Below are 22933 nucleotides of genomic sequence, written 5' to 3'. Positions count from 1 at the left end.
CCGCTGGCGTAGGCCACACGACTTCCCATCTTCCGTCATCGCGATCCACCGAGGAATCCCCATGAAGACCGAAACCCACCCCGAGTACCGCGCCATCGTCTTCCGTGACCTGGCTTCCGGTGAGACGTTCCTGACGCGTTCGACCGCGAACAGCGACAAGACCATCGAGCTCGACGGTGCGACCTACCCGGTCATCGACGTCGAGATCTCGTCCGCTTCGCACCCGTTCTACACGGGCAAGCAGCGCATCCTCGACTCGGCCGGCCGCGTCGAGAAGTTCAACCAGCGCTTCAAGGGCTTCAGCAAGTAAGCAGCTCTGCTCCTCCGGGAGTACGAACGGGCGGTCCTCCTGCGGGAGGGCCGCCCGTTCTTCGTCTGTGCTGGTTCTGTGTTGCTGCCGTTCCGGTCAGGCCCGGGACGGCACCCCGGCGGCAGCGGCGGCGGCGAGCTGCACGAGCTCCTCGCCCGCCAGGACACCCTGCGCCTGCGTGACGACGAGGTTCGCCGCCGTCCACCCGACGGCGTGCAGCTCGCCGTGCGCCGGGCGGATCGCCACGTCCGCCCAGGCCAGCATCTCCCGGTCGAGCAGCGAGTCCCCGGCGGCGATCGTCCGGGTGGCACCGACCCGCTCGGCGACGGCCGCAAGGGCTCGTTCCTTCCGGATCGGCACGGGCACGGCGTAGAGCTTGCGTCCCTGCACGGACACCCGCCAGCCGAGCTCGGCGAGTTCGGCGGCGAAGGCCTCGACGGCGCTGTCCGGCAGCTCGGACCGCTCGACGATGGCGTAGACGAAGAGGTCCTCGGCACGGCGGGTGCGGAGGACCGAGCCCTCGGGCAGCGCGGTGGCCAGGCGGTGCTCGACCTCGGGCAGGGGAGCGGACGTCGCCGCCATCTCGTCGCGGAGGGTGGCGGTCCAGGCCTCGTCCGGCTCGCCGTCGTGCAGCACGACCGCGCCGTTCGTCGTCACGGCCCATCCGGTCGTCGGCAGCGGCAGCCGGATGCGCTGGAACTGGGCGACCGTCCGGGTGGTCACCGGGACCACGACGGACGTCTCGGCCAGGGCCTCCAGGGCACGCTCCGCACGACGGGTCATGAACGACAGCGGCAGGCCCTGGTACACCTCGGTGACGACGAGCGAGGGTGCGGCTTCGTCCGGGCCCTCGAGCATGAGTGCGGCGGCGGAGTAGACGACGGTGCGGTCGAGGTCGAACCCGACGAGGGCGCTCATGCGTCCGCGCCGGTCGTCGCAGCGGTGTCGCCGGTGTCCGCGGCCGGGTCGGTGCCCGTGTCCGACACCCGGCTACCGAGCGGGTGGATGAGCCCGACGCAGCTGTAGGACAGGTCGGGTCGGGTCACGACGGGCACACCACGCTCGCGCGCCAGGGCGACCACGTGCGCGATGTCGACGTCCTCCGCGTCCCGGACCAGCACCTGCCACGGGACACGGCGCAGCAGCACACGGGTGGTCTCGCCGACGCCCGGCTTCACCAGGTGCAGGTCGGTGATGCCGTACGCGGCGCCGATCGCCTCGACCGTCCGCATGCCGCGCCAGTCGACCGCGCGTGATTCCGGACCCGCGTCGGCCGCCAGGGCCGCGTCGACCCGGGGGCGGACGGCGGCGAACCGCTCGGCGATGGTGGCGACGAACGAGCGCGAGTGGTCACGGGGACCGAGCTCGCGGTACTGCTTCGCGCCGTGCAGCGTGCCCTCCGGGGTCCACGCCCGGTTGAACACCGTGCGGGACACGAGCCCGGACACGGTGGAGTTGAGGCAGGCCGACGGCACCAGGTAGTCGTCCCGGGTGCCGTGCAGCGGGGTGCAGCCGGCCGGGTCGGCGAGGACCGCGACTTCGTCGCCGAAGCGCACCCCGTCCGAGGCCGCGAACCGGTCGAGTGCGTCCGTCAGCTCGCGGGTGATGGCGCCCTTGCCGGTCCACCCGTCGACGAAGACGACCTGGGACGCGTCGTGGTGCGCCGCGAGCCAGCGGAGCGCCGTCTCGTCGATGCCGACCCCGCGGACGATGCTCGCGGTGTAGTGCTGCAGGCGGACCACGCGCTGCTGCTCGGCCCACCGGCGCATCAGGATCCCGACCGGCGTGCCGGCCCGGGCGAGGGAGACGAGCACCGCGTTCGGCCGGTCGCGGAGGACCAGGTCCGTGACGATCCCGACCGCCTCGGCGATCCGGTCCGCCGAGCGTCCGAGAGCGTCGCGGTACAGCTCCTCGTAGGACTCCGACGGCACGTACTCGACGGGCAGCGACTCGGCGTAGTTCGCGCCCTCGAGCTGGATGGCACGCTCCCGGTCGGCGGTGTCGGCCTCCAGGGCGGCATCGGCCAGGTCCTGCAGCAGCCAGGTCACCTCGTCCGGCTCGTACGACCCGAAGGACGGACCCGTCAGCGGGCGCGGGGCGGACTCCGGAGCTCCGGCGGGTTCGAGCGCGCTGTCCACGAGGACCACGCGCGGCGTGACGGCGGCGAGCACGTCGAGCAGACCGTCGTGCCCCTCGAGGGTGGCCCGCTCGGTGCCCGGCTCGGGGACGACGACGATCGCGTCGAAGCCGTGCACGTTGTACGCGTACCGCTCGCCCGGGCCGTCCACCGTGACGTCGTGGGAGCGGTGCCGGATGCCGGAGCGGATCGGCCACGCCGGGTCGTCGAAGACGGCGACGGGGGAGCGGGTGCTCGTCGACGAGCGGACGTCCGCGGTGCTCCGGCGGCGGAGTGCGTCCGCGATCGCGAGCGGTGTCGCCATGTGCTCCTCGGTGCCGAGCACCAGGACACGGTCCGGTACCCGGCCCGATGCGTCGGTGAGCACCCGGGCGAGGTCGGCGGCGATGCCTTCGACGTCGGTCCGCGGGGTGCGGACACGCGCAGCCGGGGTGCCGGTGCGGTCGACGGCGGTGGGCGGTGCGGCGACCACGGTGACCGCCCCGGGACGGGAGGCACGGGGCGGGGCCGGCACGGGCCTCCCGTCCGACGTCGGCTCACGGTCCGGTGCCATCGCGTCCACGGGAGCCGCCGCGTCCGCGGGCGCCGTGGTGAGCGGCGCGGCGACCGCGGCGACGAGTTCGGCTGCGGTGTCGGTGAGACCGTCGGGCAGCGCGACGCGACCGCGTCCGAGGGCGACGACCGCGACGGGCGCGCCGAGTTCGGTGGCCAGGGCCTCGGTCGCGGCGACGTCCTCGTCGGAGCGGAGGTCGACGAGGGCGGCGACGACCCACTGCCGCTGCGGTGCGACGGCGTGCAGGGCGCGGATCGTGGCACGGGCCGTGGCCCCGGTGCTCAGTTCGTCGTCGACCAGGACGACGGTGCCGTCGGCCGGCAGCCAGTCGTCCTCGGCGGGGAGCAGGCGGTGCGCGGTCGCGTGCGAGTGCGCCTCGTCGAAGCCGGCGGCCGGCGTCGCCCCGGGCGGGTCGTGGCGGGTCGAGTGCAGGTACCCGGCGCCGAGGGCCTCGGCGACGGTCGCACCGAGGGCGGTCGCGGTCTCGGCGAACCCGAGGACGAGCACGTCCGGCAGGGTCGGCCGGACCGCGGCCAGGTCGGTGCGGAGCGTCGTGGCGGCCCGGTGCAGGGCGTCGGACGCGTTGCCCGTGTCGGTCGCTGCATCCGTCGGCGCGTCCGTCGCCTGCTGCACGTCGATGACGGCCTGCAGGTCGAGGACCGCACGGAGGCGCGCGACCGCCCCGGCCTCGAGGCGCGCTCCGCCGTCGAGGACGTCCGCGACCCGGGCGCCCAGCGCTTCGCCGGCGAGGAGCGCGACCGCGGGCACGGTCGGCACGTGCTTCGCGAGCACGGTCGACACGAGCAGGTGTGCGCGGCGGGGGTTCCGGCGGAGGGCGAGCCGGACGAGCGACGCCAGCGGGACACCGGGGGAGGTGGACCCGTCGCCGGCGGTGGGCTCGTCCGTCAGCACCACGCCGAGCTCGTCGGGCGTCGGCAGGACGGACCCCGACGGGCCTGCGGTGGGGGTGGTCGTGGTCACGGCTGGCTCCGCTCGAGCAGGTCGACGTAGGTCACGTCCGGGGTGGCCACACCGAACGCCCGGGCACGGAGCATCGTGCGCTCCGCCCAGGCGTGGTGCGGTTTCATCTCGTTCATCTTGTTGCCGTACCGGGAGGCGGCGACCCCACCCGTCGCGTTGGCGAGCACGTCGGAGGCGTCCGAGAACTCCTCGTCGCTGACGACCGACATCGCGTGCACGAGCGGCACGTGGCGCGGGTGGATGACCGTCTTGCCGGTGAGGCCGTTCGCGCGGTCGAGGGTGACCTCGCGGAGCAGCCCGTCGAAGCCCTCCAGGAGCAGCTGCCGGCGGAGCTGGAGGTCCCCGGCCTCCTGGAACGGCGTGGTGCGCAGCTGCGTGCGGAACACCCGGTCGGAGTCCGGGTAGTGCTCCCACACCGGCCCGGCGACGACGAAGCCGTCCCGGGCGCGGCCGAGGACGTTCACGACGTCGCCGATCACGGACGCCAGCACCTGCACGTCGTACACGGTGAGGTGCGAGGGACGCCGGAGGCCGTAGACGCTCGACAGGTCGGTCGCCCCGATCCGGACCGCCAGGACGTCGTCCCGCCGTTCCAGCAGCAGGTCGTGGACGTCGGCGAGGGCCTCGGTGCGCGACTCGCGGTGCATGATCGCGGGGGACTCGAGGATGGGCATCACGAGCAGCCGGGCGCCGGCGGCACGGCCTGCGTTCGCGGCGTCGAGCACCTCGAACCACTGTGCCCCGGCACCGTCCGGGTTCTCGAACTTCGGCAGGACGATGCCGGCCAGGACGTCGAGGGCGCGGCTGCCGAAGCGGTCGAGCAGCCGGGAGAAGTGCTCGGGCGTCCGGACACGGAGGAACAGCTGCGGCAGCGTCGCCGGGTCGAGTTCCTCGGTCAGGGTGCGGAGCGCGGTCTCGACGTTCGCCTCGGCCGTGGGGAGGTCGTCGTCGGCGACGGAGTCCTCCAGGCACAGCACGATCGAGCCGGCGCCGAGTTCGGTTTGGCGGCGGACGTCCCGCACCAGGTCCGGCCGGATGCCCGGTGTGTACAGGGTGGCACCGAGGGCCACCGCGCGGAGGTCCTGCGGGCTGTCCCGCGTCACGTCCTCTGGCGGTCGGAGGAACAGCGGTTCCTGATCGGCGATGTTGGCGAAGTGGCGCACGGATCAGACTCCGACGGTCGGGGCGGACAGGACGAACCCGAACGCAGCGAACACGTCGCCGTCGTGGGTCGCCCTGGGGAACGGCTCGGCGCGGAGCTCGAGTTCGCCGTCGATGACGGAGAGCGCCAGGATCGTGGTGGTGTCGGCGTCGCCGGCGTCGACCGCCAGGGTGGTGCCGTCGTGCAGCCCGATGACGAGCCGGTCCGACCCGCGGCCCATCACGAGCGCCCGACGGAGCTGCCGGACGTGCCGCAGGGCCACCAGGACGTCGGGACCGTCGTAGCCGACCAGGGGCCGGTTGCCGCGGGTCGTCGCGGAGCGCCCGGCGGTCGCACCGTCAGCGGTCGCCGCGCCGACCACGTGGTCGACGGACTCCCACGCGGCACTGGTCGAGCCGGTGACCCGCAGGGCGCCGACGGCGGAGCGGCGGCGGTCGATGCGGACCACCGGGTCCTCGGGGCCGAGGACGCGGACGTCGCGCGGATCGGGTGCCGGGAAGGGGCGGATCCGGGAGGCCCGTTCCGCCAGCCGACGTGCGATGCGGTCGGGACGTGGCTGGGTGGACGCGGTGGACCCGGGACCGGCTGGGCGGGCTGCCCCGCTCGGGGGCGTCGCGGCGGATCGGGGCGGTGACGTCTGCTGGGTCGGCTGCGCTTGCGGTGCCGGCTGTGCCGGCTGTGCCGGCGCGCGGCCGAAGGACAGGCTCAGTCCACCACCGGAACTCGACGGTGCCGACGAGGCCGGGGCCGACGCTGCGGGCGCCGATGCCGCGGGCGGCGCAACGGGGGCCGTGGAGCGGTCGATCGAGAGACCGGACGAGGCGGTGGTGCCGGACGAGGCGGTGGTGCCGGACGAGGCGGCGGTCGGGCGAGCCTCCTGGCCGGGCGGGGCCGGACGGACGCGACGGCGGAGGAACGGGTGCCCCGTCGTCATCGTGCGCGGCCGATGCCGTGGTCGGCGCGGAGGCCGGTCAGACCCGTGGTGTAGCCCTGACCCACGGCACGGAACTTCCACTCCGAGCGGTGGCGGTACAGCTCACCGAGGATCACCGCATCGATCAGGTGGTTCCGCTCCGACGGCAGCGGGAACGCGACGAGCTCGCGGCCGTCCGGCGCACAGACGCGGACCGACATCGAGCGGACCGAGCCGAGGTCCTTCGGGGACCGCGGGTCGGGGTCCAGGTAGACCGCGAAGACGATCTTGTCGACGGCGTCCGGGATGGATGCGAAGTCGACGTCGATCTCCTCCTGGTCGGACTCGTCCAGGTACCGGACCGACGCGTCGGCGCTCTCGAGCTGGTTGAAGAAGACGAGGTCCTCGTCGGAGAGCACGTGGCCGTCCGGACCGCAGACGATCGCCATCGGGACGAGTTCGGCCGAGGGCCCGCGGCTGGCGATCTGGTCCCAGTGGATGCCGACGACCACCGCGGTGAGACCGGGGTTCTCGGCGGTCAGCGCGGCGTTCGCCCCGGGGACGAGCTGCCCGGTCACGAGTCGGCTCCGCGCAGGCGCAGGCCCTCGTCGCCGTCGCCCAGGCGGTCCCGGAGGAAGCGGCCGTGCGAGGAGAGTTCGGCGATGGCGCCGCTCCTGATCTGTTCGTGCATGTCCTCCACCGTCTCCGCGACGACGTCGAGTTGGCCGGCGAGGGTCGCCGTGGCGGCGCTCTCCGGGGTCCGGTCCGCTGCGGGCAGCGACCGGTAGGTCCGGACGGGCGTGGGCAGGTAGTCGTTCACGATGGCCTGGAAGAGGTACCGCTGCTCGGTGGAGGCGCCGCGTGCGACCACGGTGCCCGCCGCTTCGCGGAGGAGGTCCTCGACGTGGCGGACCCGCGACGACACCACGGTCGGCAGGTCGGCTCCGGCCGCCCGGACGATGGTCCGCAGGTCGTCGAGCCCGGCCGCGGCCGCGGCGTCGTCGGCCGCGCCACCGGAGCCGCGGACGTCGATGCGCGCCGCGGCAGCGGCTGCGGCCGACGCCGGGGTCTCGGCGTCCGGGTCGGGGACCCGGCGTTCCTGACCCTCGTCGTCGCGGCCGAACAGCGCGCGCAGGCGATCACGCACGGCAGTCGACCGCAGACGTCATCGCGTGACCGATCGGGGGTCGTCGTCGGTCTGACGAGCACGCTCGAGGTACGGCTTCGCCCGCTGGATGCCGGACTCGAGCGCCGAGACGGTCGAGGACATGTTCTGCGCCGCCTGCGAGCGGAAGGAGTCGATGGCGTCCATCGTCTGGAACACGTTGTCGAAGGCCTTCTGCAGGGTCTCGACGCTGACGCCGGAGTTCGTCGCCTGCTCGTGGATCCGCGTGGTCTGGTCGCGCAGCATCTCGCTGGTCTGCAGGATCATCGCGTTCGTGGTGCTGTTCACGGCGTCGATCTGGTCGAGCACCATCTTCTGGTTCGCCAGGGCCTGCGCCACGACGACGGCCGTGCGGAGGGCCGCGATCGTCGTCGTCCGGGCACGCTCGACGCCCTTGATGAGCTCGGTGTTGTTCTTCCGGACCAGGTCCATCGCCAGGTAGCCCTGCACCGACACGGCGAGCTGGGTCAGGATGTCCTGGTGCCGCTGGCGCACCGGGAAGAGCACGTCGGACTCGAGCTTCTGCGCCTCGTCCACCCGGCCGCCGTTCCGCAGGCTCTCGATCTTCGTGACCGTCGCCGCGTCGAGCGCCTTGGCGAAGACCGCGTACTCGCTGAGCTGCTGCATGGTCTCCCACAGCTGGACCTTCTCGTCCGCCAGCGTGGCGTTGTCCTTGCGGAGCTCGTCCTGCCCGGCCATCAGCGACTTGATGATCTTGTCGAGCTGGGTCTGCGCGGACTCGTAGCGCTGGAAGTACTTCGCCAGCTTGTTGCCGCCGGGGATCATGCCGAGGATCTTCCGACCGGTGCTGAGGTCGGCCTGGTTCGGCGTGAGGTCCTCGACCGTGGAGCGCAGGTCGCCGAGCGTCGTCGCGACCTTCACCTGCGCGTCGTCACCGGAGCGCTTGGCGCCGGCGACGGACGACTGCGACCGCTCGAGCATCCGCGACGAGAACCCGCCCGACCGCGCGATCTCCGACCCGGCGATGGCGTTGATGCCGTCCACCTTCTCGGTGAACGCGGGCGAGCGCGGGTCGAGGTTCGCGACCTCTTCGACGAACTCCCGAGCCTGGGCCGCGATCTGCGACTGACGGTCGGCGTCCACCGGCACCATGCCCGGAGCGTCGTCCGGGGTGACGACCTCGGCGGCGTCAGCGGCACGCAGGACGAGGGCGTCCTGCGACGGGTCGGTGGGCTCCGGCGGAGCGAGCGGTCCGGGCATCGGTGGTCTCCTGTGACGAGGTGGAACTGCTGAGTGCTGCTGGTGCTGGTGCTGGTGCTGGTGGGTGCTGCTGGTGATGCGGTGGCGGTGGCGCCTCCGGTCAGCTGAGGTTGACGCCGAAGTCCGTGGCGACACCCGCGAGACCGGACTGGTAGCCCTGGCCGACCGCGCGGAACTTCCACTCGGCACCGCTCCGGTAGATCTCCGAGAAGATCATCGCGGTCTCCGGGGCGGCGTCCTCGGAGAGGTCGAACCGGACGATCTCGGCGCCGTCCTGGTCGAGCACACGCGAGTACGCGCTGCGGACCTGGCCGAAGTTCTGGCGGCGTGCCTCGCCCTGGTCGATCGAGACGACCACGACGACGCGGTCGACGTCGGCCGGCAGGCTCTGCAGGTCGATGGCGATCTGCTCGTCGTCACCGTCGCCCTGGCCGGTGCGGTTGTCGCCCTTGTGCTCGACGGAGCCGTCGATGCTCTTGGGCTGGTTGTAGAAGATGAAGTCGGCGTCCGAGCGGACCTTGCCGTCGGGGCCGACGAGCAGCGCCGAGGCGTCGAGGTCGAAGGCCTCGCCGGCCGTGGTGCGCGGGTCCCAGCCGAGGCCGACGGTGGCCACGGTGAGCCCGGGGCTCGTCTTCGTGAGGGAGAGGTTGCCGCCCTTGCTGAGGGAGAGTCCGGCCATGATCGGGTCCTTTCGGTTGTGGGGGAGCGTCGTCGGTGACGCTGTGCGCGTCGCGTGCCTCGGGTGTGTCGGGCGATCGTCAGTCGAGGACGACGCCGTAGTCGGTCGCGACGCCGCGGAGGCCGGTCGCGTAGCCCTGACCGACGGCGCGGAACTTCCACTCGCCGTCGTACCGGTAGATCTCGGCGAAGATCATGCCGGTCTCCGATGCCGCGTCCTCGGTGAGGTCGAAGCGGACGACCTCGTTGCCGGTCTCGTCGTTGACGACCCGGCAGAACGCGCCACGGACCTGCCCGAAGTTCTGGTGACGGGCATCGGCCTGGTCGATCGTGACGACGATGACGACACGCGAGACGTCGGCGGAGACGATGTCGAGGTCGATGAGGATCTGCTCGTCGTCGCCGTCACCCTCGCCGGTGCGGTTGTCGCCCTGATGGACGACCGAGCCGTCCACCGACTGCAGCTGGTTGTAGAAGATGAAGTCGTCGTTGGAACGGACCTTGCCGTTCGCGCCGACCAGCAGCGCCGAGGCGTCGAGGTCGAACTGCTCGCCCGCCGTCGTGCGCGGGTCCCAGCCGAGGCCGATCATGGCCCGACGGAGCCCCGGATCGGTCTTGGTCAGGGAGAGGTTGTTGCCCTTCGAGAGCGAGAGGGTCGCCATCGATCGTCCTTCCGTCTGTGGGGTCGGCTCAGAGCGCGGCGGCTGCGGGGCCGACGAGGTCCTGGACCGTCCGGCCGTCGGCACGTTCGCCGATCGCCGTGAAGGTCCATCCTGCTCCGGTGCGGGACACCTTCGCCATGACCATCGCGGTGTGCTGGCCGGAGTCGGTCAGCTGGTAGCGGGCGACCTCGGGCGCACCCGCGGTGGAGTCGTCGACCACGCGGCAGAACGCGTTCTGCACGTTGTCGAACGTCTGGCGGCTGTAGCTGCTGATCACGAAGACGATCTGCTGCACGGCGCCGTGCACCGCGCTGAGGTCGATGCGGATGACCTCGTCGTCGCCGTCGCCCTCACCGGTGAGGTTGTCGCCGGTGTGCTGCGCGGAGCCGTCCTTGCTGCGGAGCTGGTTGAACCAGACGTAGTCGACGGGCTGGCCGTCGGCGCCGAAGAAGATCGCGGAGGCGTCGAGGTCGACGTCCGCGGACTTCTTGCCGCCGAACAGGCCGCGCTTCGTCGCCACGGCGTCCCACCCGAGACCGAGACGGACGCGCGACAGTGCGCTGCCGTCGGTCTTGGTGAGCGAGAGCGCCTGGCCCTTCTGGAGGCTGAGACCCATTGTGGTGAACCCTTCGTCGGTGGTGCAGTCCTGGTCGCGACCGTCAGGAGGCGACGGCTGCGTGGTCGTCCGCCGGCTCGTGCTCGCCGGCCTTGCGCTTGTTGCGGACCACCGAGGAGATGAAGGCGGCGAGGATGAACACGACGCCGATGAGGCCGGTGACGACCTCGTTCACCTCGGTGGTGATCGTGACGAGCAGGATCGCCGCGAGTGCACCGATCGCCCAGTGCGCACCGTGGTCGAGGTACTCGAACTCGTCCAGCGTGCCCTGTCGGACCAGGAAGACGGTGAGAGAACGCACGAAGAGGGCGCCGATGAGGCCCAGACCGAGGGCGATGATGATCGGGTCGGCCGTGATCGCGAAGGCGCCGATGACACCGTCGAACGAGAACGACGCGTCGATGACCTCGAGGTAGAGGAACAGCAGGAACGCGGCCTTGCCGGCGACGTTGCCGACGCGGCGCTTGTTGCTGATGCGGTTCGCCTCGGCGACCATCTCGCCCGTGCTCTCGAACGAGTTGCCGTCGTCCTCGGGGTCGTCGACGTCGAACAGCCCGCCGAGGCCCGTCACCAGGAAGTACGTGACGAGTCCGGCGATGCCCGCGATGAGGACCGTCGACTGGTGGTCGCCGGCGGTGGTCCCCGCGATGGCCAGCAGTACGAGGGCGACGATGACGTTGACCATCGGGAGCTTGCCGATGAAGAGCAGCGGGCGTTCGAGCCAGCGCAGCCAGAGGATGTCGCGCTCCTCGAACATGAAGTCCAGGAAGATCATCAGCAGGAACATGCCACCGAAGGCAGCGATCTGCGGGTGCGCCTCGTGGAGCAGGTACGCGTAGGTACCGGGCTCGTCGATCGGGCCCTTCTCGAGGGCGAGCTGCACGGCTTCCACCGGGTTCAGCGACGCCGTGACGCCGACGATGAGCAGCGGGAAGAGCACGCGCATGCCGAAGACCGCGATGACGATGCCCACGGTGAGGAACATCTTCTGCCAGAACGGGTTCATCCGCTCGAGGATGCGGGCGTTGACGACCGCGTTGTCGAAACTGAGGCTGATCTCGAGCACGCCGAGGATCGCGGTGATGATGACCGCGCTCCATCCGCCGTAGACCAGCGCGATGGCCAGTGCGAGCACGGTGATGGCCAGGGACCACCCGAAGGTCTTCAGGAACACGTGCGCGGATCTCCCCTTGAGCGTGCGGTGCAGACGGTGTCTGCAGTGCGGTCGTCGAGGGGACGGCGCTGTCCGGCCCTCCCCCTCTCGGAATGCTACATGCTCGGGGCCGAGTGCCGACGGGGCCAGGTGCCGTCGGCGGTGAAGGACGGATCGCGCTTGCTCCGCATGTACTCCTGGAAGGACGCGGCCTGTTCGGAGCACCACACGACCTGCTTGCGGTGCAGCTCCTCGGCGCTGATGCCGAGCTCGTCCGGGTACTTCGCGGCGATGGCCTGGGCGACCCGACCGGCAGCGATGGCGTCGGCACCGGCGTCGTGCGCGTCGTCGAGCTGCACGCCGTACAGCTGCGAGGCGACCTCGAGCGTCCGCTTGCCCTTCCGGTACGTGTCGAGTGCCTTGTCCATCACGAGCGGGTCGACCACGTTGCCGATCACGGGGGAGGCGATGCCGTGCCGCTTGGCCTCCCGGTCGAGGAGCGTCAGGTCGTAGGGGGCGTTGTAGATCACCAGCGGGATCCCGCGGGCGAACACGGCCTCCACCGCGGCGACGATCTCGGCCACGACCTCACCGGCGGGTCGTCCTTCCGCCCGGGCGCGTTCGGTCGTGATGCCGTGCACCGCCGCGGCCTGCTCCGGGATCTCGATGCCCGGGTCGGCGAGCCAGGCACCCTCGACGATCGAGCGGCCGGTCATGTCGATGAGCCCCACGTGCGCACTGACGATGCGCGCGGTCTCGACGTCGATGCCGGTCGTCTCGAGGTCGAACACCCCGAGTGCGTGCCACCACGGTCGGGTGGTCAGGTCCTGCGGGGGCCGGGTCGCCGTGTCGAGCTCGGCAGCGGGGGAGGTCACGCGGTCAGGCTAACCAACGGCACCGACAGCCCCGCGAGGCGCGCTCGCGTTCTCGGCACCCTGACCGACGTGCAGCCAGTAGAACGCCTGCGTGCCGAGCGTCAGCGTGACGGTGCCGTCCGCGTCGAAGGACGGGAAGGAGCCGCCGCCGAACAGGTCGACGAGGGGGCGGCCGGCGTACTCGGGCGCGGTGATCGTCACGGACGTCGGGTTGTGGGCGAACGAGAACACGCAGAGCACGTCCTCAGCGCTCGGGCCGAACTGCTGGTCCGAGCCGGAACCCGCCCAGGACCGGACGAACGCCAGCACGCTGTCGTTCGAGGTCTGCTGCACCGCGATCGACCCCATCCCGAAGACCGGGTGGGCCTTCCGCACGTGGATCACGTTGCGGATCCAGTGCAACAGGGAGCGCGACTGCGCCAGCTGGGCCTCGACGTTCACCTGGGCGTAGTTGAACACCAGGGACTGCACGACCGGCAGGAACAGCTTGCCCGGGTCGGCGGAGGAGAACCCGGCGTTCCGGTCCGGGGTCCACTGCATCGGCGTGCGCGAGGAGTCGCGGTCCGGCAACCAGATGTTGTCGCCCATCCCGATCTCGTCGCCGTAGTAGAGGAATGGCGAACCGGGCAGCGAGAAGAGCAGCGCGTGCACGAGTTCGAGCTCGGCGCGGGAGTTGTCGAGCAGCGGCGCGAGACGGCGACGGATGCCGATGTTCGAGCGCATCCGCGGGTCGTAGCCGTACCAGCCGTACATCGCCTGCCGGTACTCCTCGCTGACCATCTCGAGCGTGAGCTCGTCGTGGTTCCGGAGGAACACACCCCACGCGGCCGTCTCGGGGACGTCGAGCGTCTCGGACAGGATCGCCTGCAGCTCCTTGGCGTGCTGGGCACGGAGCGAGTAGAAGATGCGCGGCATCACCGGGAAGTCGAAGGCCATGTGGCACTCGGGTTCCTCGTCGGTGCCGAGGAACGCAGCGGTCTCGCGGGGCCACTGGTTCGCCTCGGCGATGAGCACCCGCCCCGGGTACTCGTCGTCCACCATCGCGCGGAGCTTCTTGATCCACTCGTGGGTCTCCGGCTCGCCCTCGCCGTTGCCCTCCTCCGACTGGAACAGGTACGGGATCGCGTCGAGCCGCAGCCCGTCGACACCGAGGTCCAGCCAGTGCCGGACGACGTCGTACACCGCCTCGACGACGGCGGGGTTCTCGTAGTTGAGGTCCGGCTGGTGCGAGAAGAACCGGTGGAAGAAGAACTGCCGACGCACCGGGTCGAAGGTCCAGTTCGACTCCTCTGTGTCGACGAAGATGACGCGGATGTTGGAGTACTCCTCGTCGGTGTCCCGCCAGACGTAGAAGTCGCCGTAGGGGCCGTCCGGGTCCTCGCGCGACTGCTGGAACCACTCGTGCTGGTCGCTCGTGTGGTTGATCACCATGTCGATCACGATGCGCATGTTCCGCTCGTGCGCCTTCGTGACGAGTTCGCGGAACTCGTCGAGGGTGCCGAACTCGGGCAGGATCGCCTTGTAGTCGGAGATGTCGTAGCCGCCGTCGCGCAGCGGGGAGCGGAAGAACGGCGGCAGCCAGAGCGCGTCGACGCCGAGCCACTGCAGGTAGTCCAGGCGGCTGATCAGGCCCTGCAGGTCGCCCGTGCCGTCCCCGTTCGAGTCCACGAACGAGCGGATCATGCACTCGTAGAACACCGAACGCTTGTACCAGAGCGGGTCGAGGGTCAGTCCGGGCTGCTGGATCGGGGCTGTGAAGGACACCGTGCTCCTCGAAGGTCGTCGACGGTCCTCCAGAGCAGGAGGGTCGCCCCGGACACGCTAGCCGCGGGACCTCCGACGCGCACACCGTGGAGCCGGAGAGGTTCCCTAGACTGGCGCGGATGCAACCGCCCGTGCTGTCCCCGTACCAGTCGCTGATGGCGGCCACCCCCGTCGTGCACCGCACGGTCCAGGTCCAGGACCGCACCACGCACTTCTGGGAGTACGGCCCGACCGAAGCCGAAGCCGAAGCCGAAGCCGAAGCCGGAACCGCCCCGGCGACCGTGCTGGCGGTGCACGGGTTCCGCGGCGACCACCACGGGCTCGAGTCGATCGCCGCGCACCTGGTCGCCGGCCACCCGACCGGCGTGCGGGTGATCGTGCCCGACCTGCCCGGGTTCGGCGTGTCCGACCCCCTGCCGACGTCCGACCTGGACGGCTACGTGCACTGGCTCGAGGGCTTCCGCGACGCGCTCGGCCTCGACCAGGACACCGTGGTCCTCGGTCACTCCTTCGGGTCCATCGTCGTGTCGGCCGCGGTCGCCGCCGGCCTCGACACCCGCCTGCTCGTCCTGGTGAACCCGATCGCCGCGCCCGCACTGCAGGGTCCGCGAGCGATCGGCACCGGCGTCGCCATCGCCTACTACCGCCTCGGCGCCTGGTTGCCCAGGCAGCTCGGACTCGGTCTGCTGCGGAACCGGGTGATCGTCCGCGCGATGAGCATCGCGATGCTCAAGTCGCGTCGGCCGTCGCTCCGACGGTGGGTGCACGACCAGCACGACCGGTACTTCTCGGCCTTCGCGAACCGCACCAGCGTCCTGGAGGCGTTCCGGACCTCCGTCACGCACGACGTCGCCCAGTTCGCCGACCGGATCGCCGTGCCGACCCTCCTGGTCGCGGCCGAGCACGACGACATCACGGCCGTCCCGGAGCAGCGTGCCCTGGCGGGACGGCTGGCCGACGCGGAACTCGTCGTCGTCCCGGGCGTCGGTCACCTGGTGCACTACGAGACGCCGGCCGCGGCCGCGAGCGCGGTCCTCCGACGGATGCAGACGTCGTGACCCGCCTCCGGATCGGCATCGACTGCCGCTACGTCCGCATCGGCCGGCACGACGGCATCAGCCGGTTCACGGCGGGCGTCGCCGCCCACCTGCCCGACCGGCACGACCACGTGCTGCTCGTCTCCGACGAACGACAGCTCGAGTCCCTGCCCGCCGGGATGCCGTGGGAGCTCGTCCCGGCGCCGACCGACGCGGGGGAGCCCCTCGTGGCCCGCCACGTCAACCGCCTGGGCCTGGACGCCGTGTTCTCGCCGATGCAGACGATGGGTTCCCGGGGGCGGCGGTACGCCCTCGTGCTGACGCTGCACGACCTCATCTACTACCGGAACCGCACGCCCCCGCGTGAGTTCTCGTGGCCGCTGCGTCTCGGGTGGCGGGCGTTCCACCTGGCCTGGTGGCCGCAGCGGTTCCTGCTCAACGGTGCGGACGGCGTGGTCACGGTCTCCGAGACGACCGCCGGGCTGATCGCCGAGCACCGTCTGACGGACCGTCCCGTCACGGTGGCGTACAACGCCGCCGACCCGGCCGAGCCCCGCGACACCGATGCACCTCGGCAGAAGTCGCTCGTCTACATGGGCTCGTTCATGCCGTACAAGAACGTCGAGACGCTGGCGGCCGCGCTGCCCCTGCTCGGCCCGGACTGGACGCTGCACTGCATGTCGCGCGTGTCCGACGCCGATCGGGCACGTCTCAGCGGGCTGGCCCCGGCCGGCGCGGTCGTCTTCCACGACGGCGCGAGCGACGAGGAGTACCGCGCGGTGCTCCGGTCGGCGACGGCCCTGGCGACCGCCTCGTACGACGAGGGCTTCGGCATCCCGCTGGTGGAGTCGATGGGCGTCGGCACACCGGTCGTCGTCAGCGACATCCCGATCTTCCGAGAGATCGGAGGCGAGGTCGCCGAGTACTTCGACCCGTCGTCACCGTCCGCCGTCGCGGCTGCGGTCCGCCGACTGGAGGCCTGGTGGGAAGCCGCCTCGCAGGCGTCGGTCGCGCAGGCGGCCCGGTTCCGGTGGCAGGACTCCGCCGAGCAGGTCGTGCGTGCGGTCGAACGTGCGGTCGCCGACCGGGAGGCTCGTCACCGCTGAGCGTGGCCGCGAGCGTCCGACGTCAGCTCCCGCGACGTCAGCTCCCGCGACGTCAGCTCCCGCGACGTCAGGGGTGGACCGTCTGCACCTGGACGCCCGGGAAGACCTCGTCACCCACCTGCTCGGCAGCGGCGGCGACCGCGGCGAACCCGACGCCGAGACCCGCTGACCGCACCGTCACCCGCTGGGCGGCGGGCTCGTCGGACCGTCCGTCCGACCGGGCCTCGAACGTGCAGGCGACCCCGAGCACACCCCCGATCGCGCTGAGCCGCTCGGCCAACCGCAGTCGCCGCTGACTGGACTCCTCGGAGTCGGAGACCCCGACCTGCCGGGTCCCGAAGTCCACCTCGGCCCAGATCCGGACGCCCGAGCCCGAGCTGTCGGCGGCTGCGCTGCTGACGGCGGAGACGAGGGCCCGACGGTCCTCCGCACCGAGTTCCGGGTCGGCGCGGACGAGGGCGGTCACGTCGTAGCCTGCGAACGAGGTCTTCTCGGTCCGGGCCCGTTCGACCGCGCTGACGCCCGGCAGGGCCGACGCCGCCGCCACGAACCGGGCACGGTCGCCCTCCGGCTGCGGGAACACCCCGCCGACACCGCGCTGGACGCCGGACAGGATGACGCCGAGGACGACGACGAGCACCACGGCGACCACGACGACGCCGAGGACGACCGCCGTGCCGGCGCGGACCCGTTCGGGCCGGGACAGGGCACGCATCGAGGCGGTGTCCGGACCGAACGCGGCGTCGAGGTCGTCGTCGTCATCCCACGGATCACGGCCGCGGGGACCGTCGGTGTGTCGTCCACCAGCGCTCACAGCGTCACCTCGCAGCGGCCGGACCGTTGCTCGGACCGCACCGTCCACCGGAGCGTAGTCCGCGCCCTGGTCGGGCGCTCTCGGTCACGCTACGGTGGAGACGGACGGGGGCACGGGCCTCCCGTCGGACGGGGGAGCCATGCTCATCACACTCATCGCCGTCGGTGTCGTCATCGTGGCGGTCGCCGTCGGCATGGCGGTAGCCGACCGCCGCCGAGCACGTCTGCTGCGCGACCTGCCGGACGCCGGGGTGCAGCACGGCACCGGGGCGTCGGACCACGACCTGCGGGTCGCCGAGGCGCAGGCCGCGCGGACCGCGGGCGGGACCGGATACACCGGCGGCTCCGGGATCTGAGCCGGGTCAGCCGCGGCGTTCGAGCGGGTTCTGGTACTCGAACGCGTACCGGCCCGGCGCGTCCGAGACGTCCTCGATCGGGTCGTCGGAACGGACCAGCTCGGCACGGAAGCGTTCCGGGTCCCACCGGAACGAGTGCACTGAACCGTTCCTGATGGGGACGGTTGAGCGTTCGATCGTGCCCGGCGCCGCGGCGTCGACCACGGTCCGGATGACCGCGCCGTGGGTCGCGACGACCACCGCACCGGCGTCGAAGCGGACGGCGATCTCGGCGAGCGTCTCGGTCACCCGGTCGAGCAGGGCTGCCCGTGACTCGCGGCCCGGCACCGCGTCGTGCGGCCAACGGGCCTCGATCTCGGGGTGCGTGAGCCCCTCGGCGTCGCCGTAGGAGCGTTCCCGGAGCCCGTCGTACGTCGACGGCTCGGCGAGCCCGAGGTGCGTGGCGATGATCGTGCCGGTCTCGGACGCGCGGGACAGGGGCGACGAGACGACGGCGTCGAAGCGACGGCGGGCGAGCAGCACGGCGGTCTCGGCGGCCTGTCGTCGACCGGTGTCGTTGAGCGGCACGTCCGTCGACCCCTGGATGCGTCGTTGCCGGTTCCAGTCGGTCTCGCCGTGGCGGACCAGGTAGAGGAGCGTCGTCACCCGTCGATCATCGCAGACGCGGTGAGCCGCGCCGCGAGTTCGACCAGGGTCTCCGTCGTGCCCGCGTCGATCTTCACCGCGGCCCGGCGGTCGCTGCGGGTCGCACCACGGTTCACGATGACGACCGGGTGCTTCCGCCGGGTGGCGTGGTCGAGCAGGCGGACGCCGGAGTTCACCGTCAGCGACGAGCCGACCACGAGCAGGGCGTCGGCCTCGGCCACGATCGACACGGCCTCGCGGAACTTCTCGGCGGGGACGAACTCGCCGAAGAACACCACGTCCGGCTTCAGCACGCCGCCGCACACCGTGCAGTCCGGCACCCGGAAGCGCTCGACGTCGGTGATCTCGACGTCGCCGTCGGGCTGCAGCTGCACGGACCCGGGCTCGTCGATCCACGGGTTCTCGCGGTCCAGGACGGCGGCCAGGTCGGCGCGGGAGAACACCTGCCCGCAGGTCAGGCACACGGCGCGGTCCATCGAACCGTGGATCTCGACCACCCGACGGGAGCCGGCACGCAGGTGCAGGCCGTCGACGTTCTGGGTGACGATCCCGCTGACGACCCCCGCGGACTCGAGCGCGGCGAGCGCCCGGTGCCCGTCGTTCGGCCGCGCGGCGGCGAAGGTCCGCCAGCCGAGGTGCGAGCCTGCCCAGTAGCGCTGGCGCTTGGCGGGGTCGGCCAGGAACTCCTGGAACGTCATCGGCTTCCGGACGACCCGACCCTCGCCGCGGTAGTCGGGGATGCCGGAGTCGGTGCTGACGCCGGCGCCGGTCAGGACGGCGACCCGCTTGCCGCGGAGGACCGCGACCGCCCGGTCGACGTCGGTGACGGTCTCGTCGGTCGCCAGCCCGTCGGTCCCCGCGTCGGGCGCACCGTTGGTCGTTGTGCCGTCGCTCGTCGCCATCGTGTCCACGGTACCCTCAACCGCCGAGCGTCCCCGGTCCTTCCCCGGGTCGACGTCCGCGACCCGACCACGATCCTCCCGACCGGAACGAGCACCGTGCACCCTGTCCGCATCGACTCCCTCGACGACCCGCGCCTGGACGACTTCGCCCGGCTCACCGACGTGGCGCTCCGCCGCGTGACGGAGCCCGAGGGCGGCCTGTACATCGCCGAGTCGAACACCGTCATCGAGCGCGCCGTCCGTGCCGGCCACGTGCCGCGCAGCGTGCTGGTGCAGGAGAAGTGGCTGGACAGCGTGCTCCCGCTGGTCGACGAGCACGACGGCCCGGTCTTCGTCGGGTCGGACGCGCTGCTCGAGCAGCTCACCGGGTTCCGGATGCACCGCGGCGCGATCGCGGCCATGCACCGACCCGAGCTGCCCACCGTCGCAGACGTCGTGCGCGACGCCCGGCTCGTCGTCGTCCTCGAGGACATCGTCGACCACACGAACGTCGGTGCGGTCTTCCGCAGCGTCGCCGGTCTCGGTGCGGACGCCGTCCTGGTGAGCCCGCGCTGCGCCGACCCGCTCTACCGCCGCAGTGTCCGCGTCAGCATGGGAACCGTGCTGCAGGTGCCGTGGACGCGCATCGGGGAGTGGCCGGCCGCGGGGGAGGACCTCCGTGCGCAGGGCTTCCACGTCGCCGCGATGGCGCTCACCGACCGCTCCGTCGACCTGGAGGAGTTCGTCGCCGACGTGCCAGAACGGGTCGCCCTGGTGATGGGCACCGAGGGGCAGGGCCTGACCCCGGCCGCGGTCGCTGCGGCCGACACCACGGTGCGGATCCCGATGCACCACGGCGTCGACTCGCTCAACGTGGCCGCGGCGAGCGCCGTCGGGCTCTGGGCGGTCGCGCACGCGCAGCGGGCACGCTGAGCTGCTGTCCGGTCGACCGCTCCTGAAATAGGCTGGTCGGATGCTCTCCCGACGCGACGCCGCCGTCCGACTCGACATCACGCTCGAGATGGCGACCCACCACGGGATCCCCACGCGTCTCAGCGAGGCCGAGCTCACGGCGATCGAGCAGGACCCGCCGGCGTGGCTGGTGCAGTCCCGCGCGAACCGGACGGGTGCGAAGAAGGTGTGGGTACGCCTGGACTGCGTGGTGTGCGGGTACTCGGAAGAGGCGCGGCCGAAGAAGTGGTGGCCGGACTGGGACCACCTGATGTGCGATTACCACGCGCCGTACCAGGCACCCGAGCCGACGGCGGGCTTCGTGCGGCACGAGGTCGAGGGCGTCGGCAGCCGGTTCGTGGCGCTCGTGGACGAGAAGGCCTAGCGCGCGGGCTGATCGTTCGGCAACGGCGCCGAGCCCTGACGGGCCGGCGGCCGGGTACGGCGGTGGCCGGGTGCGCCCGCGACGCGTCAGGTCAGGTCGGCGGCCATCTGCACGCGCCGTCCGTACCGGTCGAGGCCGAGCCGGTGCTCGGTCTCGACGAGCGAGCGGTGGAACGCCGTGACGGGCTCCTCCTCGACGAAGCCGACAGACCGGTAGAAGGGGGCGTTCCACGGGACGTCCGCGTACGTCCGCAGGGTGATGCGTTCGTACCCGAGCAGCCGGGCGCGGTCCGCCGAGGCCGTGACGAGCCTCCGCCCCAGCCCCCGGCGGGCGTGTTCCGGGCGTACCGAGAGCTGTTCGAGGTGGCACAGGCCGTCCACCTCGACCACGTGCGCGAACCCGACGACGTCCCCGTCGTCGAGCGTGACGACGAGCACGAAGCCAGGCTGCGCCAGACGGTCGGAGCCGGGGGCCGCGGTCGGCCAAGACCCGGGGTGGAGCCGTTCCACGAGCAGTTGGTCGGCGTCGTTCTCGATGGCCTCGATCGTGGCGGCGTCGGGCGGACGGGCGGAGCGGATCGACGGCACACGTCGATCGTACGGAGCCGGAGCCCGGTCGTCCTCGCCGAGGCCGTACATTCAGTGGCATGAGCGACATCGACTGGAACGCGGGCACCTGGACGACCGCCCCGGCACACGTGCAGGTGTCCGACGACGGGATGCGTGTCACGGCGGTCGAGGAGAGCGACGCCTGGCGGATCACCTCGTACGGCTTCGTCCACGACACCGAGCACGCCCTCCTCGCGCCGTTCGCCCAGGACACCGCGATGGAGGTGTCGTTCCACCTGGACTTCTCCGCCCAGTTCGACCAGGCCGGCATCTTCGTCAAGGTCGACGACAGCACCTGGACCAAGGCCGGCGTCGAACGCAGCGACGACCAGGACAGCCTCGGCGCCGTCGTCACCCGCGGCGTCTCGGACTGGTCGCTCGCGCCCGTACCGGACTGGCACGGGCGCCTGGTCACGATCCGCGCCAGCCGCTCCGGCGACGCCCTGACCATCCGAGCCCGGGTCGACGACGAGCCGTGGCGTCTGGTCCGCGTGGCACCCCTGGACCCCGACGCTGAGGTCGGTGCCGGGCCGATGTGCTGCGCGCCCTCACGCGACGACCTCACCGTGCACTTCACCGCCTGGCGGACCGGGCCAGCCGACGCCAGCCTGCACCCGGAGGACTGACCTCCTGCCGCTGCGCTGACGGCCGAACCGGTCGAGGGAGCGGTCCGGCCTGTCTCCGGTGTTCGGTACCGTGACCGCGTGCATCTGAGCTGGGATCGGGCGGTGCCGTCGCGATGGCGCGCGCTGCCGCCTGCGGTCTGGCTGCTCGTCGCTGCCCGGACCGTGAACCGCCTCGGGGCCTTCACGCTGCCCTTCCTCGCCGTCGTGTTGGTCGACGACTTCTCCGTCCAGGTGCAGACTGCCGGAGCGATCGTCGCCCTCTTCGGGGTGGCGACGATCCCCTCGCGACTGATCGGTGGCTTCCTCAGCGACCGGATCGGCCACCGCTCCACCATCGCGTGGGGCCTCACCCTCACCGCGGTGTTCCAACTCCTGCTCGCGGCGGCACCCGGCGTCGTGACCGCTGCGGCCGCAGCGGTGCTCATCGGCCTGTCGTTCGAGATCTACGAACCGCCGTCCCAGGCACTCGTCGCCGACGTCGTCGAGGGCGACCGCGACCGGGTCGCCGCCTACGGGTTGTACTCAGCTGCACTCGCCGTCGCCGGGGTGCTCGCCGGCGTCCTCGCAGCGACCGTCGGTGGTGTCGACCTCCGACTGCTGTTCGTGGTCGACGCGGTGACCTGCCTGGCGTGCGCGACCCTCGTCCTCATCGGGTTGCAGCCGCGTCGCGGGGGACAGGAGCCGGAGGATCGTGCGTCGACCCCGGCTGCGGTGGTGCGGAGTCCGTGGCGGGACCCGATGCTCGTCGGGATGCTCGTCACCGGCACGGGCTTCGCCGTGCTGTACCTGCAGCTCGACGTCGCACTTCCCCTCACACTGCGTGCCGACGGGATCCGGCCGTCGCTGGTCGGCGTGCTCTTCGCCGTCTCGGCCCTCGTCATCGTCCTCGGGCAGCCGCTGGTGGTGCGGGGGCCGCTCACCCGGTGGAGCCACTTCGCGGCGCTGGCGATCGGTTTCCTGGTGCTCGGCGTCGGTTTCGTCCTCAACGGAGTCGCTGTCGACCTGCCCGGCCTGATCGCTGCGACGGTCGTGTGGAGCCTCGGTGACCTGGTGCTCCTCGGGCACGCCACCGCACTCGTCGCGGCGATCGCTCCCGCGACGTCGCGCGCTCGGTACATGTCGGTCTTCGGCATCAGCTGGGGCATCGCCGCCGCGGTCGGGCCACTCGTCGGCACCCAGCTGATCGCACACCTGCACGTCAATGGCACCTGGTGGGTCCTCGGCCTGCTCTGCGTCCCGCTCGCCGCAGCGCAACCCGTCCTCGCGGCGGCTGCGCGGCGATCCGGTCGGGTCTTCGCGCGTTCCTGACCGACGACCGCGATCGCGACGGGCTGC

25 protein-coding genes are annotated in these 22933 nt (G+C 71.8%); 8 read left to right on the top strand and 17 right to left on the bottom strand.

Going from position 1 to position 22933, the window contains the following annotated elements:
- Nucleotides 1-61: 61 nt before the first annotated feature.
- On the top strand, nt 62-310 hold the full coding sequence (locus DEI97_RS09240; protein ID WP_071275272.1) for a type B 50S ribosomal protein L31: 249 nt from the start codon (nt 62-64) through the stop codon (nt 308-310).
- Nucleotides 311-406: 96 nt separating this feature from the next.
- On the opposite strand, the gene DEI97_RS09235 is transcribed toward DEI97_RS09240, so the two are convergent.
- The 13 genes from DEI97_RS09235 to treS all read right to left on the bottom strand — a co-directional run bounded on the left by DEI97_RS09235 (nt 407) and on the right by treS (nt 14190).
- Nucleotides 407-1228: an HAD family hydrolase gene (locus DEI97_RS09235; protein WP_111073518.1), complete on the bottom strand. Its 822-nt coding sequence runs from the start codon at nt 1226-1228 to the stop codon at nt 407-409.
- Complete coding sequence (locus tag DEI97_RS09230; RefSeq protein WP_181439120.1) at nt 1225-3981, bottom strand: phosphoribosyltransferase domain-containing protein; 2757 nt, start codon at nt 3979-3981, stop codon at nt 1225-1227. The genes DEI97_RS09235 and DEI97_RS09230 overlap by 4 nt, the downstream gene beginning before the upstream one ends.
- The gene (locus tag DEI97_RS09225; RefSeq protein WP_111073516.1) at nt 3978-5144 is read right to left on the bottom strand and encodes an HpcH/HpaI aldolase/citrate lyase family protein; all 1167 of its coding nucleotides are present in this window, start codon (nt 5142-5144) and stop codon (nt 3978-3980) included. Before DEI97_RS09225 ends, DEI97_RS09230 begins: the two co-directional genes overlap by 4 nt.
- A 3-nt stretch (nt 5145-5147) precedes the next feature.
- Nucleotides 5148-6077, bottom strand: a complete 930-nt coding sequence (locus tag DEI97_RS09220; RefSeq protein WP_111073515.1) for a hypothetical protein — start codon at nt 6075-6077, stop codon at nt 5148-5150.
- Complete coding sequence (locus DEI97_RS09215; RefSeq protein ID WP_111073514.1) at nt 6074-6634, bottom strand: TerD family protein; 561 nt, start codon at nt 6632-6634, stop codon at nt 6074-6076. Before DEI97_RS09215 ends, DEI97_RS09220 begins: the two co-directional genes overlap by 4 nt.
- Nucleotides 6631-7203, bottom strand: coding sequence for a hypothetical protein (locus DEI97_RS09210; RefSeq protein ID WP_111073513.1), 573 nt, complete (start codon nt 7201-7203; stop codon nt 6631-6633). Before DEI97_RS09210 ends, DEI97_RS09215 begins: the two co-directional genes overlap by 4 nt.
- Nucleotides 7204-7221: 18 nt before the next feature.
- The gene (locus DEI97_RS09205) at nt 7222-8442 is read right to left on the bottom strand and encodes a toxic anion resistance protein (protein ID WP_111073512.1); all 1221 of its coding nucleotides are present in this window, start codon (nt 8440-8442) and stop codon (nt 7222-7224) included.
- A gap of 100 nt (nt 8443-8542) precedes the next feature.
- Entirely contained in the window at nt 8543-9121 is a 579-nt protein-coding gene (locus DEI97_RS09200; protein WP_111073511.1) for a TerD family protein, read from the bottom strand.
- A 79-nt stretch (nt 9122-9200) separates the two neighbouring features.
- Nucleotides 9201-9782, bottom strand: a complete 582-nt coding sequence (locus DEI97_RS09195; RefSeq protein WP_111073510.1) for a TerD family protein — start codon at nt 9780-9782, stop codon at nt 9201-9203.
- Nucleotides 9783-9810: 28 nt separating this feature from the next.
- Complete coding sequence (locus DEI97_RS09190) at nt 9811-10398, bottom strand: TerD family protein (protein WP_111073509.1); 588 nt, start codon at nt 10396-10398, stop codon at nt 9811-9813.
- A 43-nt stretch (nt 10399-10441) separates the two neighbouring features.
- Nucleotides 10442-11572, bottom strand: a complete 1131-nt coding sequence (locus tag DEI97_RS09185) for a DUF475 domain-containing protein (RefSeq protein ID WP_111073508.1) — start codon at nt 11570-11572, stop codon at nt 10442-10444.
- 95 nt (nt 11573-11667) lie between these two features.
- Entirely contained in the window at nt 11668-12426 is a 759-nt protein-coding gene (locus tag DEI97_RS09180; protein WP_111073507.1) for a 3'-5' exonuclease, read from the bottom strand.
- 9 nt (nt 12427-12435) lie between these two features.
- Nucleotides 12436-14190, bottom strand: coding sequence for a maltose alpha-D-glucosyltransferase (gene treS, locus DEI97_RS09175; RefSeq protein WP_111073506.1), 1755 nt, complete (start codon nt 14188-14190; stop codon nt 12436-12438).
- Nucleotides 14191-14309: 119 nt separating this feature from the next.
- On the opposite strand from treS, the gene DEI97_RS09170 reads away from it, so the two are divergent.
- Entirely contained in the window at nt 14310-15248 is a 939-nt protein-coding gene (locus DEI97_RS09170) for an alpha/beta fold hydrolase (protein ID WP_111073505.1), read from the top strand.
- Complete coding sequence (locus DEI97_RS09165) at nt 15245-16333, top strand: glycosyltransferase family 4 protein (RefSeq protein WP_111073504.1); 1089 nt, start codon at nt 15245-15247, stop codon at nt 16331-16333. Before DEI97_RS09170 ends, DEI97_RS09165 begins: the two co-directional genes overlap by 4 nt.
- 67 nt (nt 16334-16400) lie before the next feature.
- Here DEI97_RS09165 and DEI97_RS09160 read toward each other — a convergent pair whose 3' ends face one another.
- Nucleotides 16401-17147: a hypothetical protein gene (locus DEI97_RS09160; protein ID WP_146248047.1), complete on the bottom strand. Its 747-nt coding sequence runs from the start codon at nt 17145-17147 to the stop codon at nt 16401-16403.
- A 139-nt stretch (nt 17148-17286) separates the two neighbouring features.
- Here DEI97_RS09160 and DEI97_RS09155 point away from each other — a divergent pair, with 139 nt between their 5' ends.
- Nucleotides 17287-17502 carry a hypothetical protein gene (locus DEI97_RS09155; protein WP_111073502.1) on the top strand — a complete coding sequence of 72 codons (216 nt, stop codon included), beginning with the start codon at nt 17287-17289 and terminating at the stop codon, nt 17500-17502.
- 6 nt (nt 17503-17508) lie between these two features.
- Here DEI97_RS09155 and DEI97_RS09150 read toward each other — a convergent pair whose 3' ends face one another.
- Entirely contained in the window at nt 17509-18147 is a 639-nt protein-coding gene (locus DEI97_RS09150) for a histidine phosphatase family protein (RefSeq protein ID WP_111073501.1), read from the bottom strand.
- Complete coding sequence (locus DEI97_RS09145; RefSeq protein WP_111073705.1) at nt 18144-19049, bottom strand: NAD-dependent protein deacetylase; 906 nt, start codon at nt 19047-19049, stop codon at nt 18144-18146. The genes DEI97_RS09150 and DEI97_RS09145 overlap by 4 nt, the downstream gene beginning before the upstream one ends.
- A 96-nt stretch (nt 19050-19145) precedes the next feature.
- Between DEI97_RS09145 and DEI97_RS09140 the strand changes: the two genes are divergently transcribed.
- On the top strand, nt 19146-19961 hold the full coding sequence (locus tag DEI97_RS09140; RefSeq protein ID WP_111073500.1) for a TrmH family RNA methyltransferase: 816 nt from the start codon (nt 19146-19148) through the stop codon (nt 19959-19961).
- A 40-nt stretch (nt 19962-20001) separates the two neighbouring features.
- Complete coding sequence (locus DEI97_RS09135; protein WP_111073499.1) at nt 20002-20364, top strand: hypothetical protein; 363 nt, start codon at nt 20002-20004, stop codon at nt 20362-20364.
- Between the two features lie 86 nt (nt 20365-20450).
- Here the strand turns inward: DEI97_RS09135 and DEI97_RS09130 are convergent, their stop codons facing one another.
- Complete coding sequence (locus tag DEI97_RS09130; protein WP_258376618.1) at nt 20451-20951, bottom strand: GNAT family N-acetyltransferase; 501 nt, start codon at nt 20949-20951, stop codon at nt 20451-20453.
- Nucleotides 20952-21010: 59 nt separating this feature from the next.
- Between DEI97_RS09130 and DEI97_RS09125 the strand changes: the two genes are divergently transcribed.
- Nucleotides 21011-21598 (top strand): DUF1349 domain-containing protein, encoded by a 588-nt coding sequence (locus DEI97_RS09125; protein ID WP_111073497.1) that lies wholly within the window; start codon nt 21011-21013, stop codon nt 21596-21598.
- Nucleotides 21599-21676: 78 nt separating this feature from the next.
- Nucleotides 21677-22906 carry an MFS transporter gene (locus tag DEI97_RS09120; RefSeq protein WP_220039165.1) on the top strand — a complete coding sequence of 410 codons (1230 nt, stop codon included), beginning with the start codon at nt 21677-21679 and terminating at the stop codon, nt 22904-22906.
- Nucleotides 22907-22933: the final 27 nt, after the last annotated feature.

This window comes from Curtobacterium sp. MCLR17_032 (assembly GCF_003234795.2).
Taxonomy (GTDB): domain Bacteria; phylum Actinomycetota; class Actinomycetes; order Actinomycetales; family Microbacteriaceae; genus Curtobacterium.
Note: the sequence above shows the minus strand (reverse complement) of the source record. Positions and strands in the feature narration are given on the sequence as shown.